Source organism: Pseudomonas sp. BGI-2 (assembly GCF_004310295.1).
GTDB lineage: Bacteria > Pseudomonadota > Gammaproteobacteria > Pseudomonadales > Pseudomonadaceae > Aquipseudomonas.
On record NZ_SISB01000004.1, the window covers coordinates 51,299 to 63,867 of the forward strand.

The window sequence follows — 12,569 nt, forward strand, 5'->3', positions numbered from 1 at the left end:
GCTTCCAAACAAGCAGCCCGATCCTTTATCAATCACCCCCAGGGGACGTGACATGACAAACGAGCAACAAGCGTTGCTGGACATGCCGATCTGGCTCGTCATTGTCCTTGCCTTGGTGGGCGGGGTGTCCGGCGAAATGTGGCGCGCGGACAAGGACGGCGCCCGCGGCTGGTCGCTGCTGCGGCGTCTTGCCCTGCGTTCCGGGGCCTGCGTGGTGTGCGGGGTCTCGGCCATCATGCTGCTGTACGCCGCCGGCATGTCGATCTGGGCCGCTTGCGCATTTGGCTGTTTGACGGCGATGGCCGGGGCGGACGTTGCCATCGGGCTCTATGAGCGCTGGGCGGCCAAGCGGATTGGCGTTTGCGAAGTGCCGCCGCGCGATTCTCGCCCTGATCAACAGTGAGGCGACGTCGCTGCCCCTCACATTGAAATCTGACAGGAGGCCATTAATGCCGGTCGTCATCGAAAAACCGTCACAGCTGTTTTCCGCGATTGCAGAGGCACTGCGCATCGCCGTTCCCGGTTTGAATGTCGGGAGTCATCAAGATTTCGACAGCGCAGGCAATCTGGCCTGGGTTCTGATTGCACTCGAACACGATGCGCCGGGCAGGCGTGCCAATGACGGGCGCATCGCTCATCTACTGACGGTTTCGTTGCAAATCGTGTTGCCCACTTCCGGCCTGGCGGCCTGCGATCTGGGCAGCGAGTTGAAAAACCTGGTCACCGATAACCGCTGGAAATTGCCCGGCGATCAGTGCGATGTGCCGATGAGCATCGATGGCATTGCGTCCACGTTCATCAGCGGCTCCAGGGAATACAACGCCTGGACCGTTTCATTTACCCAGAACTTGTACCTCGGGCCGTTGCTGTTGGATGACCCCTTGGGCACGCCTAAATTTGCCCGCACGTGGGAGGTGTCGAACATCGACGATCCGGACCAGTACCAGACGCTTGAGGGGTAATCCATGTTCGATGCACTTATCAGCCAACACCTGGGCCCGATCATCGAGCGTCTGGCCGAAATGGAAACCGAGATTGAAGACCTGCACCGGCGCACCGACAGCCTCTGCCGCATTGGCGTGTGCGAGGAAGTCGATGCGAGCAGCAACACGTGCAGGGTCCGCCATGGTGAATTGCTGACGCCGGCCATCCGGTTTTTCAACCCGAGTGCCGGAGCACAAAGCGAGTCGCGCATTCCCTCCATCGGTGAACAGTGTGTGTTGTTGAACCATGGCGGGGGTGAAAGCAGCGGTCAGTCCGTTGCGTTGTTCGGCCTCAATGGTGGTCAGTTTCCGCCGGCCTCAACGATGGCTTCGCTGACGCGTCGCCGCTATCAGGACGGCACCGAAAGTGGCTACGACGACGCCAGTCATGCCCTGCGCTGGCAAAACGGCCCTGCAACATTCATCGGCACTCGCGAATCGCTCGAGCTGAGCATCGGCCCGACCCGATTGGTCATGACGCCTGAGGCGATCCAACTGCAACTGGGCGCGACCGGCTTACTGCTCGACGCATCCGGTGTGCACCTGAGCGGCCTCGTGGTGGATCACCAGGGGCGAGTCATTAGCACTGCATAAAGAGTTTTCCATGATCGGAATCGATAGAAACACTGGCGTAACGGTCGACGACTGGCTGCAGTTTGTACAGCGCGCAACCCGGGCGCTGACCACCCCCTTGGGTACGCGTCAGAAGCGCCCTTTGTACGGCTCCCTGATCCCGGACCTGCTGGGTCAGAACCTCGGCGACGACATGCTGATGCTTGCCCAGAGCCACGCGGCGCAGGCGTTTTACAACGAGCAGAACGGCATTGGTGATTTCCAGCCTCAGGTCATTGTTGCCAGCCGACACGGGGCAGGGCTGCTGCTGCGTTTCGCCGGCCTCTGGAAAAACCGTAATCAGACATTCGAGGTGGTGACATGAGTATGTTGATACCCGGGCAGAACCAGTTGGCCGAACCTTCGATCGTCACCGTCGAGGCGTTCGAGGACCTGCTCGCGGAGTTCAAGACGTTTGTCGTCGAGTACGTCGCAGCCCGCTCTCCCGAGCGTGCGGCAAAACTCAAAGTCAGCCTCGACAACGAAAGCGAGTTGCTGACCCTGGCCCTTGAAGCCTTTTGTGTGCGTCTGCAAATCCACGAACGCAAGTACAACGCCCGCATCAAGCAGATGCTGGCGTGGTGGGCGACGGGTAGCAATCTCGATGCGCGACTGGCGGACATGGGCCTTGAAAGACAATTGCTGGACCCGGGCGACCCGGCGGCATTCCCGCCCGTGGCCCCGGTTTATGAAAGCGACGATGACGCCCGGTTGCGTTATTACCTGGCGCCCCATGCACCGGCCGCCGGGTCGCGCATGCAATACCGTCGTGAGGTGTTCACCCTCGGTGAGCGACCCGCCGTGAAGGTGGAAACCGCCGTTGCGGGCGTGGTGACGGTCACCTACACGTTCGACCCGGACGGCTACGCGGCGCAGGTCAAGGACGGCAACGGACGCCGCACCGCTCCTGGCGAGGTGATGGTTACCGTGCTTGCCCGGGAAGGTGATGGCACGCCATCCGAAGCGTTGCTTGACGGTGTTCGCCAGCATTTCGCCCGGCCTGATGTGCGCCCCGAAACGGACCTTGTCACGGTGCAGGGGGCGCACATCAAGACCTACAAAATCCGGGTTGTGGCGAAGATCAACGCCGGGCCTGATTCGGGGCTGACCCAGATTGCCGCGCAACAGCAGTTGCAGGCGTATGCCGATGCCTGTCATCGACTGGAAGGGCGGGTGGATCCGAGCTGGATCGACTACACGTTGCACCGTGCTGGCGCGGTTCAGCTTGAGATTCTCGAGCCGGTCGAGCCGATTGTGACAACCGCTTTCGAAGCACCCTATTGCACGGGCGTCGAGGTCGAGGTGAACACGCTATGAGTGACGAAACGTCTCGTCCTGGCCTGCTGCCGGCCAACAGTTCGCCGCTGGAAAGGGCGCTTGATCTGGGTTTTGGCCGGTTGCTTGAGCGTATTACGCCGCCGTTTCCGGAGTTGATGAACCCCACCGAAACACCGTTGGCGTTCCTGCCGTACCTCGGAGCGGATCGCGGTGTCAGCGAATGGAGTTCCGAAGCGCCCGAAGCTGAAAAGCGTTTAACGGTCGAACTCGCCTGGCCCACCGCACGACAGGCCGGTACTCGAAAGGCGCTGGAAAACGCCGCTAAAGGTTTGCAATTGCGACCCGACGTGCGCGCCTGGTACGAGCAAACACCGCCAGGCCCGCCTTATAGCTTTTCCGTTCGGGCCTTTACCGAACAGCCTTACAGCGAAGAAATCGACGCTCGCCTTGATCGACGGCTGGCGGATGCCAAAAGCGAACGCGACACCTTGACGGTCTCCGTCGGCTTGAGCGCCTTCGGCAATCACGTCATCGGCGCCGCCACCGTCTGTGGCGAACTGACCACGGTATATCCGATTGTCATCGAAGGGCTCGAAGCCTTGGGCCAGGCCTTTATGGCCGCCGGGCTCTACACCGTCGAAACCTCCACTATTTATCCTCAGGGGTCCTAAATGGCCGACTATTACACCCTGCTTACCAATGCGGGGATCGCCTACGAAACTGCCTGCAAGGCGGCGGGCTTGCCGATCAAGTTGTCTCAACTTTCCGTTGGTGACGGCGGTGGCGCGGTTTACAACCCGGCGGCAACCGACACCGCGCTCAAGCGCGAAGTCTGGCGCGGGCCGCTCAATGCGCTGTTCCAGGATGAGAAAAATCCGAGCTGGTTGCTGGCTGAAGTGACCATCCCGCCGGATGTTGGCGGCTGGTATGTGCGTGAGGCCGGGATCTGGACCGATACCGGGATTCTGTACGCCATCGTGAAGTACCCGGAATCGTTTAAACCGGTATTGGCGACGTCGGGGTCGGGCAAAGAGTTTTATATCCGCTCGATTTTCGAGACGAGCAATGCCTCACTTGTGACACTGGTGATCGATGACACAGTGGTCAAGGCAACGCGGGCCTGGGTGATGGGTTATCTCGCGGACGAGTTGGGCAAGCTCGATGGCAAGCAATCGGTTCGCGCGGCGACTACGGAAAACATCGTGTTGAGTGGCGCGCAGCAGATCGACGGCGTCGCGGTGCTGTCTGGACAACGCGTGCTGGTGGTGGCGCAAACGGCGGCGAAGGACAACGGCATTTATGTTGCGGCCAATGGCGCTTGGCTGCGTGCGACTGACGCCAACGCCAGCATCAAAGTGACGCCAAACCTGACTGTAATGGTCGAAGAGGGTGCGGCGAACGGTGACTCTCTTTGGCACTTGGTCACGAATGGTCCGATTACGTTGGGCACTACTACGCTGAGCTTTGAAATGCTGGCCGGTAGAACGGGTATTCAGGCTGGGACTTACAAGAGCCTGACGGTCGATAAATACGGACGCGCCACTGCGGGCACGAACCCGGAAACCCTGGCGGGGTTTGGCATCAAGGATACTTACACGAAGCCCGAAATCGAGGCGATGATCGCGCAGGCTTCGGCTCTACCAGTCGGGGCTATGGTCACGTTTCCAACGGAAAGCGTTCCGCCAGGTTTTCTCGAAGTAGATAACAGTCTGTTTAAAGACACGCTGTATCCTGATTTGGCTGCCTGTCTCAACCGCAAGTACAACTTGCCAGGTGACGCAGCGGGCTACACCCGGTTGCCTGAGTCGCGTGGCGAATTTGTTCGTGGCTGGGACCATGGTCGTGGTGTTGACCCGGGCCGGATGATCGGCAGTTGGCAGAAAGGCAGTATCGCAGCGATAGACACCAACCTGCCGGCCACCCAAACGATCGCTTCCAATATCGCGGATTACGCTGCATCAAGGATAAAGACAGGGTACGACAGCGGCGATACGGGGCTTTACTCGGGCGTAACGTTGATGGGTGTGAACCCGCAGGCAAACTACCCGCTTCCCGGTGGCCCCGAGGTCACCTATGGCATCACGCGACCAAACAACGTGGCGTTCATGTTGTGCATCAAAGCCTGGAACGCACCGATCAATCAGGGAAATGTCGATATCGCGGCACTTGCCACGGAAGTGCAGACAATGGCCGTCAATCGTGGTGTCGTTGGCGATGTACGCAATGGCCGGATGGTGCTGACCGCTGAGTCGGCAACGGCCACTTACACGGCTGACGAATTGGTGGTCAAGGATGCTTTTGGTGGTCGCCAGTGGGTCCTGCCTAACCTGGCGCTGAACATTAATCTGGCGACGGTTGGCGCTGGAGGCATGGACAGTGGCACTGCCCCGTCCAGCGGTTACGTGGCGATTTACGCCATCTACAATCCGGTCTCCAGGCAAGCAGTCGCGTACGCAGTGAATGCAACGTCGGCCGTTGTCGCTGACGTGTGCAAGAAGCCGATGCCGGCAGGGTATACCGCCTCCGCACTTGTCGCAGTGGTCGCAACCAATGCCTCGGGTCAAATGCTTCCGGTCATCGTAAACGGGCGTCGCCACTACATCAGATTGCTTCAGATGTTTACGAGTATGGTGAACATCGCAAATGCACCTTGGGCGATTACCAACGTCGTTCCACCCAATGCCAAGTCCTATTCCGGCGAGCTCGGATTGTTCAGCGTCAATGGGGGAGCCATGACCATCAACCTGGCTACCGGCGCCTATGGCATCGGGCAGAGTAACTTCACGAACTCGATCGTTGCGGGTCAGTTAACGCTGTTGAATTTCTACGATGTCGCGATTGAGACGCCGCAACTTACGCACATCACCACCAGCAGTAATGCAGGTGGACCAACGTTTTACGCTCACTGCAATGGGTATTCGATATGAGCAAGTTCGTACAGATCAGAGGGGATCAGGTTGTCACGATTTCCCCGTGCCGCCAGGACCCGGCGTATTGGCCAGATATCGTCGAGGTTGAAGACGATGATCCGCGATACGTGGCGTTGTTGACGATGACCCAGTCAATCCTGACAGGGCTGTCGACCAGTGAGCCCAGAGAAATATCAATAGAAGCACGCGATCAAAGCGCTGCTTCGCAACCCTGAACGCCCCGCACCGACGGGGCGTTTTCTTATCCACAAATCAACACCCGACAGCCCCTTCCTCAAGGGGCTTTTTTATACCTGGAGAAACCCAAATGGCAGAACGCCAAACCTACACCGTCCTCGTCCCGTTCCCCGTCGGGCGCGGTCACTGGTCCGCCTCCGGCCAAGAGTTGGACCTGCTCGACGTCGAGGCCAATGCACTGCTCAGCGCCGGTCGCCTGGAGCTGAAATCCACATCCACCAAGGCCGTGAAGGCCGCTGCCAAGAAGGCTGAATAACCATGGCTGAGGTTCTGAACTTCGAGCACAACGGCATTACCGTCAATGCCACTGAATCCCCCGAGGCCATGGGCGGCCTGGGTGACAACGTCATCGGTCTGATCGGCACCGCGCCGAAGGCCGATCCGCTGATTCCGCGCAATGCCCCGTTCCGCATCAACAGCTTCACCACTCAGGCGCTGCTCGATCCGACCGGCACTGAGTCGGGCACGCTGTTTCACGCAGTGTTCCAGATCTTGAAAGTGGTCAAGGTACCGGTCTACGTGGTCATCGTCGAAGAGGGCGCGACCCCGGCGGACACGGTGAATAACGTGATCGGCGGCGTCGAGCCTCTGACCGGTCGCAAACTGGGCCTGGCCGCGTTGAGCGGTGTGCCCGAAGACCTGACCATCATCGGTGCACCAGGCTTCACCAGCACCAAAGCCGTGGCCAGTGAATTCGCTTCGTTCGGCAAGCGCATCAAGGCGCGGGTGGTACTCGACGGCAAGGACGCCGCGGTGGCCGATCAAGTGACCTACAGCCAGGAATTGGGCGGTGCGGACCTCGGTTTTGACCGTTGCCTGCTGGTACACAACATGCCGTCGGTGTACTCCAAGGCAGCGAAGAAAAATGTGTTCCTGTCGCCATCGAGCCTGGCCATCGCCGCCCTGGCCAAGGTCAAGCAGTGGGAGAGCCCGGGCAATCAGGTGACCTACGCCGAAGACGTGTCGCGGGTCGTGGAATACAACATCCTCGACAAATCCACCGAAGGCGATCTGCTCAACCGCTACGGCATCAGCTACTACGCCCGGACCATCCTCGGCGGCTTCTCGCTGTTGGGTAACCGCTCCATCACCGGCAAGTTCATCAGCTACGTCGGCCTCGAAGATGCGATCAGCCGCAAGCTGGTCAAGGCTGGCCAGAAAGCCATGGCGAAAAACCTGACCAAGTCGTTCATGGATCAGGAGGTCAAGCGCATCAACGACTGGCTGCAAACCCTGGTTGCCGACGAAACCATTCCCGGTGGCAGCGTGTACCTGCACCCGGAATTGAACAGCGTCGAAAAGTACAAGAACGGCACCTGGTTCATCGTCATCGACTACGGCCGCTACGCGCCGAACGAACACATGGTTTATCAACTCAACGCCCGCGATGAAATCATCGAGCAGTTCCTGGAGGACGTTCTCTAATGTTTACCAACCGTGTAAGACAGGCCATCGCGGCCACCCTGCAAGGCCTGCCGTTGTCAGCGACCGTGGAAAGTTTTACTCCGCCGAAGATTGAGTTCGGAATGGAAACCATGACGGGCGGGCGCTTTATCGGCGAGGAAATGATCAAGAACGGCACCGTGCTGACGGCTAATCTGGTCCTGCAAGGCATGGGGCCGGAGGTGATGCTGGCCTTGGGTGTGAAACTGGGGGACGACATTCTTCTGAACGTGCGCGAGGCCGGTCAGGATCAGGATGGCAACACTTGGTTTACCTACCACACCGTCGGCGGCAAGCTGAAATCCCTGGTCGAAACAGCGATCAAAATGGGTGACAAACCCACCACCACGCTCGAACTTTCGTGCCGCACCTACAACCGTCTCGAAAACGGTATTCCGGTGATCGACATCGACGTGCGCACGCAAAAGTTCGTGCTCAACGGCGTGGACATTCTCGGTGATGCCCGTCGCGCGGTGCTGATCCCGTAACCCCTCGCACGACCCCAACTCAGTTAAGCGCAGTCCCTGTGGGAGCGAGCCTGCTCGCGATAGCGGTGTGCCTGACACATTTGATGTCGGATGTACCGCCGCAATCGCGAGCAGGCTCACTCCCACAGGTTGCACACCCAAGGAATTCATTTCATGTCCTGGACGCCTCCCGTTCACGTCTTGCTGTCGCCGATCACCGCCGACGATCAATCGACGCTCGAGCAGATTCAGCTCAAACCGTTGTTTTACGCTGCACAGAAGGAAGCACTGGCCCGCGCGGGCGATGACGAAGATGATCAGTTCTTTGAGCTGGCGAAATTGGCCACCGGTCTGTCGGTCAAGGAACTCGACCAGCTCAAACGCCCGGACTACGTGAGCATCGCGCAGTACGTGCATGAGATGTCTACTCGCCCGGCGTCGTATTTTCTACAGCAGGACACCGAAGCGGACGCAGCATCGGACGATCCCGATCAAGTGCAACTGCTGCAACCGCTTAACGCAGCAGGTCGCAGCCTGACCTCGCTCACCCTGGAAATGCCGGTACTGCGAGCGACCAAGGCGATGAAAAAACTCAAGACGCCCAAAGAGCGCGCCGAGTTCATCACCGCTCATTGCACCGGCCTGATGATTCCTGATCTGGATCTGTTGACCGTGCCCGACTGGACACAGCTTCAGGTACGCATCGACGATTTTTTAAACAAACCGGCGGACTTCTTTCGGAGCGCGACATCGAAGTAATCCTCGATGTTGTGCCGCTCATTTACTCGGTAAGTGAGGCGGAAATTCTGGAATGGGACGCCGGCAAGGCATTGCGCCGCTACGACATCGCGATCACTCGCCTTGGCGTGAAACAGGAGTAGAGCGGGATGGCGGACGATAGATATTCGCTCAAATACGCAGCCATCGATAACGGTGGGTTGGCGTTTGCACATACCAGCCTGACTACCGCATCCACAAGCGTTATGTCAGCACAAGGTACTGGCCCCTACGCCAGGGATCAAATGCCTGGCCTCGGTCTGGCGTTGGAAAACGTCGGGATCAAGCTCGGGCTACTGACAACGGCTGTTGAGTCGTTGACCTTGAAGCTTTCGTCGCAACGATTGTTACCACAGGCGACGGGAGCCGGTGAAAAGTGTGAGTCGGCCTGCGAGCAGAAGAGTGCGGGCAAGTCGGGTAGCCTTATCGACCCGCCCGACCTGCTTAAACCCGCGATAGCGATGGATTCGGCCAGGGCCGATCTGAAGCAGGCAGGCCAATTTACCCCGCGTCAGAGCGAAGAGATGGCGCAGGCAACCCAGCACATCGCTAGCGCTCCGCTGGTGGCGGCCGGAGGGACCAACGCGGTTGATTTGGTGCGGATTGAAAGCCTGGCCGCCAAGGCGGGAATCGCAGGTGATCTGCCCAATGCTTCGGACAGACAGTTTGAGCTGCTGCGCTTTGCAAGTGACGCTGGCGTCGCCGCGTCGGCGTTCAAAATGCCGGCCATGGATGTCGCAGAGATGATGGTCGATTGGCGCACCTCCATGAAGCTCAACGGTGCTCAAACCTTTGACCTGGCGGATGCAGTCAACCAGTTGGGCAAGATACCCCGTGGTGCGAAAGCAACTGACATCGGCGCCGTCTTGCAGCGTGATGGTAGTGCTGCTACAGCAGCAGGCCTGGCACCCGCGCAAGCCGCCGCATTAACGACGGCATTATTGAACACCGGTACGCAAAAGGCTGATGCCGGCGTAGCGCTGAAAGACATCGCCGCTGCCATGGGCAAGGGGGATCAGGCCTCCAAAACCGAGCAGGCGGCCTGGAAGCAGCTGGGGCTGGAGCCGAAAGCGGTGGCGAACGGCTTGCGTGATATTGACGCGGCACCTGGCACGGTAATGTCGGTGCTTGCGGCCTTGAACGCGCAACCTGCCGAGAAACGCCCGACGCTGGCCTCCACGTTATTTGGCAATAGCGATCTGGCGGCGCTGCGCATGGCGCAAAATCTTGGCGATGTGAATCAAGCCTTCTGGCAGGTGAAAGACAAAGCCCAGTACGCCACGTCGGAACTGGGTGACAAGGGCTCAGTAAGGCAAGACGCACTCGCGCTGTCGAAAACCCGGCAAGGCCAGTTGAACGTTTTGAGCGCACGCACTGATCATCTGTCGGTGGCCACGGGCGATGCGCTGGCACCTGCGACGGATAGCTCGATCCACTCGCTTGGTTCCCTGGTTGATAGCTTGAGTGAATTTGCTGAAACCTCGCCTAAAGCCACCGCTGCAATTGTGCTGGTTGCAGCAGCGATCAAACCGCTGGTGGGGGCGTTGTTCACAGCCGTGAAGGATGAGATGACCAGTCAGGCGGCCAAGCGAGTATTGGGCGGCGAGGCTCCCCGGCTCACCGGAAATTCTCTGAAAGGCATGAGTGCTTCATTGGGCGTATTCAAGCGTTTTTTACCTGGAGCATTTGCGTTAAAGGCCGTCCCCGATGTGATTGAAGGCACGATGAGCGGCGACCTCAAGATGCTCGGCGCTGGCCTGGGAGCCGCTGGCGGCGGTTGGGCGGGGGCTTCGGCGGGTGCTTCCATGGGCGCCGCTGTGGGTACCTTACTCGGTCCCCTTGGCACGGCCATTGGCGGAGCGATAGGTGCGGTCGGCGGCGGATTGGCAGGGAGCTGGATAGGTGGGGAGTCGGGTAGCTGGCTGGGTGAAAAACTCGCCGCACCTGCCGACCAACTCGCCGCTCCGGATCAGGTCAGCAAAGACCTGACCAGCGCCCGGACCAGCAATCAGCAGAACTCGATGACGGCGAACATCTACATCAATGGCCAGGATCAGGCCAGCGCCACTCAGTTGGCGAACCTGGTGATACAGCAGATTACCGGCCAATTCGGACTTATGACCCTGCCCAACTCACTCGCCATGCGAAGTGACGCGGCCCTGACCGACGGAGGTACCTGATGCGTCAGCAAATGGTGTTGGGCAATTTCATTTTCGGCCTGTCCAGAAACTTCGCTTACAACAGCTTGCTGCGCGGGGCGGATGGAGGTTGGAAGAGCATCGACATTGTCACCGGTAAACCCATATCCAGTCAGACCGGCCAAGGCCTGCAAACGCTGAAAATATCGGGCAAATCGATGTACGCGACGGCGATGGACCGGCTTGATGAGTTGCGTGCATTGCAGGCGCTGCGCGTCCCTGTGCCGTTGGTTGACGGCATCAGCCGCAATTGGGGCCTATGGCAGATCATCACGGTGTCGGAAACCCAATCGAGCGTGATTGATGACGGCACTGCGATGGTGGTCGAGTGGGCAATCGATTTACTGGAGTTCGCCAATGCGTAGTGTTCGAAGTATTGCCGGTGATTCGGTGAATCTGCTGCTGTATCGGGCGCTTGAGCGTTGTGACGATGCCGCCGAGGAGGCGCTTTGGCGTCTCAATCCGGGACTCGCCGAATTTGCCCCGGTATTGCCGGCGGGTGTGCGGGTGCTGCTGCCTGAACTCGATTCAAAACCGATTGCACCCCAGCCGGCTTCGGCCTGGGATTAAGGAGGCTACATGTCACTTGGTTTTACACCCTCGGTTGAGATTTACGGTGCGAACGCTGCGCTGCTCAACGAGCGCCTGATTTCATGGCAGCACATCGATGCGGCAGGGATAGAGTCCGATCAACTGACGCTTGCAATTAACTTGGAAGGACTCGGAGGACTGCCGAGCCTGGGCGGAAAAATCGGCTTGCGAGTGGGCTATGTGGAGTCGGGCCTGGTTGATAAGGGTGAATTCGTCGTCACACGGCGCACGCCGACGCTGTTTCCCCTGCGCATGACGCTGGTGGCCACGGCGGCACCGTTCAGTGCCGCGGATGAGACCGGCTTCAAGCAACGCCGATCAGTCAGTCATGGTCCGACAACCATTGGGACGCTGTTTCGCCAGTTGACGTCCAGGCATGGATTTTCACCGCGCGTAGCCCCTGATCTGGCGCAAATCAAGATTGAACATATCGACCAGTCCAACGAGACGGACATGGGTTTTCTGACCCGACTTGCCTGCCTCCATGACGGTGTCGCCAAACCGGTCAACGATCTGTATGTGCTGGCGCGACGTGGTCAGGCGAAGTCGCTGTCGGGTAAAGTCATGCCGGACATAAAGCTCTCTGTGACGACCAACAATCGACCGGGCGATCAGGCTTTTATCGCTGCAACACTCGAAGAAACCGCGCGGGCAAAATACCAGGGCTGCAAGACCAGTTGGTGGGATGCAGCGGCTGGTCAAGTGCGTGTCGAGGAAAGCGGCATCGCGCCGTTCAAGACCCTTCGGCAACGCTATCAAAGCGCAGGCGATGCCCGGGCCGCCGGTGAAGGCGAGGTGCGCCGGATGTTGCGTGAAGCATTGAAGGTGAAGATCGACTGCCCCGGCAATCCGGGATTGGCCGCCGAAGGTCTGGTGCTGCTGGACAGTACATGGCCCGACTTCATGCGCGGTCGTTGGTCAATCGACAAGGTTACGGCCAGCGGCAGTCGTCAGAACAGCTATCGCTGTTCGATCGAGGCGACCTGTCTGGATGCCCGGTCCTGAAGACATGAACTGATTTCTACCGGTGACGGCCGAGTGACTTTTCCATCC

Annotated in this window: 16 protein-coding genes; all 16 read left to right on the plus strand. The window is 59.2% G+C overall.

Translation table 11 applies throughout. The features are described 5' to 3' along the window. Window positions 1-52: 52 nt before the first annotated feature. The 16 genes from EYC95_RS03885 to EYC95_RS03960 all read left to right on the plus strand — a co-directional run bounded on the left by EYC95_RS03885 (window position 53) and on the right by EYC95_RS03960 (window position 12,521). Window positions 53-403, plus strand: a complete 351-nt coding sequence (locus tag EYC95_RS03885) for a phage holin family protein (RefSeq protein ID WP_131059184.1) — start codon at window positions 53-55, stop codon at window positions 401-403. Between the two features lie 46 nt (window positions 404-449). Continuing rightward, the gene (locus EYC95_RS03890) at window positions 450-962 is read left to right on the plus strand and encodes a hypothetical protein (protein WP_131059185.1); all 513 of its coding nucleotides are present in this window, start codon (window positions 450-452) and stop codon (window positions 960-962) included. 3 nt (window positions 963-965) lie between these two features. Further along, window positions 966-1,577, plus strand: coding sequence for a phage baseplate assembly protein V (locus tag EYC95_RS03895; RefSeq protein ID WP_131059186.1), 612 nt, complete (start codon window positions 966-968; stop codon window positions 1,575-1,577). 10 nt (window positions 1,578-1,587) lie between these two features. Next, the gene (locus EYC95_RS03900; RefSeq protein WP_131059187.1) at window positions 1,588-1,920 is read left to right on the plus strand and encodes a phage baseplate protein; all 333 of its coding nucleotides are present in this window, start codon (window positions 1,588-1,590) and stop codon (window positions 1,918-1,920) included. Continuing rightward, window positions 1,917-2,912, plus strand: a complete 996-nt coding sequence (locus EYC95_RS03905) for a baseplate J/gp47 family protein (RefSeq protein ID WP_131059188.1) — start codon at window positions 1,917-1,919, stop codon at window positions 2,910-2,912. The genes EYC95_RS03900 and EYC95_RS03905 overlap by 4 nt, the downstream gene beginning before the upstream one ends. After that, window positions 2,909-3,544: a phage tail protein I gene (locus EYC95_RS03910; RefSeq protein ID WP_131059189.1), complete on the plus strand. Its 636-nt coding sequence runs from the start codon at window positions 2,909-2,911 to the stop codon at window positions 3,542-3,544. The genes EYC95_RS03905 and EYC95_RS03910 overlap by 4 nt, the downstream gene beginning before the upstream one ends. Then, on the plus strand, window positions 3,545-5,800 hold the full coding sequence (locus EYC95_RS03915; RefSeq protein ID WP_256656903.1) for a phage tail protein: 2,256 nt from the start codon (window positions 3,545-3,547) through the stop codon (window positions 5,798-5,800). Beyond that, window positions 5,797-6,018, plus strand: a complete 222-nt coding sequence (locus EYC95_RS03920) for a hypothetical protein (RefSeq protein WP_131059190.1) — start codon at window positions 5,797-5,799, stop codon at window positions 6,016-6,018. The genes EYC95_RS03915 and EYC95_RS03920 overlap by 4 nt, the downstream gene beginning before the upstream one ends. A gap of 92 nt (window positions 6,019-6,110) precedes the next feature. Then, window positions 6,111-6,296: a hypothetical protein gene (locus EYC95_RS03925; RefSeq protein ID WP_131059191.1), complete on the plus strand. Its 186-nt coding sequence runs from the start codon at window positions 6,111-6,113 to the stop codon at window positions 6,294-6,296. Window positions 6,297-6,298: 2 nt separating this feature from the next. Continuing rightward, complete coding sequence (locus EYC95_RS03930) at window positions 6,299-7,465, plus strand: phage tail protein (RefSeq protein WP_131059192.1); 1,167 nt, start codon at window positions 6,299-6,301, stop codon at window positions 7,463-7,465. Continuing rightward, window positions 7,465-7,971, plus strand: a complete 507-nt coding sequence (locus EYC95_RS03935; protein WP_131059193.1) for a phage major tail tube protein — start codon at window positions 7,465-7,467, stop codon at window positions 7,969-7,971. The genes EYC95_RS03930 and EYC95_RS03935 overlap by 1 nt, the downstream gene beginning before the upstream one ends. A 153-nt stretch (window positions 7,972-8,124) precedes the next feature. After that, window positions 8,125-8,709 carry a phage tail assembly protein gene (locus EYC95_RS03940; protein ID WP_131059194.1) on the plus strand — a complete coding sequence of 195 codons (585 nt, stop codon included), beginning with the start codon at window positions 8,125-8,127 and terminating at the stop codon, window positions 8,707-8,709. Window positions 8,710-8,837: 128 nt separating this feature from the next. Further along, window positions 8,838-10,907, plus strand: a complete 2,070-nt coding sequence (locus tag EYC95_RS03945; protein WP_131059195.1) for a phage tail tape measure protein — start codon at window positions 8,838-8,840, stop codon at window positions 10,905-10,907. Then, window positions 10,907-11,290 carry a phage tail protein gene (locus EYC95_RS03950; protein WP_131059196.1) on the plus strand — a complete coding sequence of 128 codons (384 nt, stop codon included), beginning with the start codon at window positions 10,907-10,909 and terminating at the stop codon, window positions 11,288-11,290. The genes EYC95_RS03945 and EYC95_RS03950 overlap by 1 nt, the downstream gene beginning before the upstream one ends. After that, window positions 11,283-11,495, plus strand: a complete 213-nt coding sequence (locus EYC95_RS03955; RefSeq protein ID WP_131059197.1) for a tail protein X — start codon at window positions 11,283-11,285, stop codon at window positions 11,493-11,495. Before EYC95_RS03950 ends, EYC95_RS03955 begins: the two co-directional genes overlap by 8 nt. A gap of 9 nt (window positions 11,496-11,504) precedes the next feature. Then, window positions 11,505-12,521, plus strand: coding sequence for a contractile injection system protein, VgrG/Pvc8 family (locus EYC95_RS03960; protein WP_131059198.1), 1,017 nt, complete (start codon window positions 11,505-11,507; stop codon window positions 12,519-12,521). The last annotated feature ends 48 nt before the right edge of the window (window positions 12,522-12,569 follow it).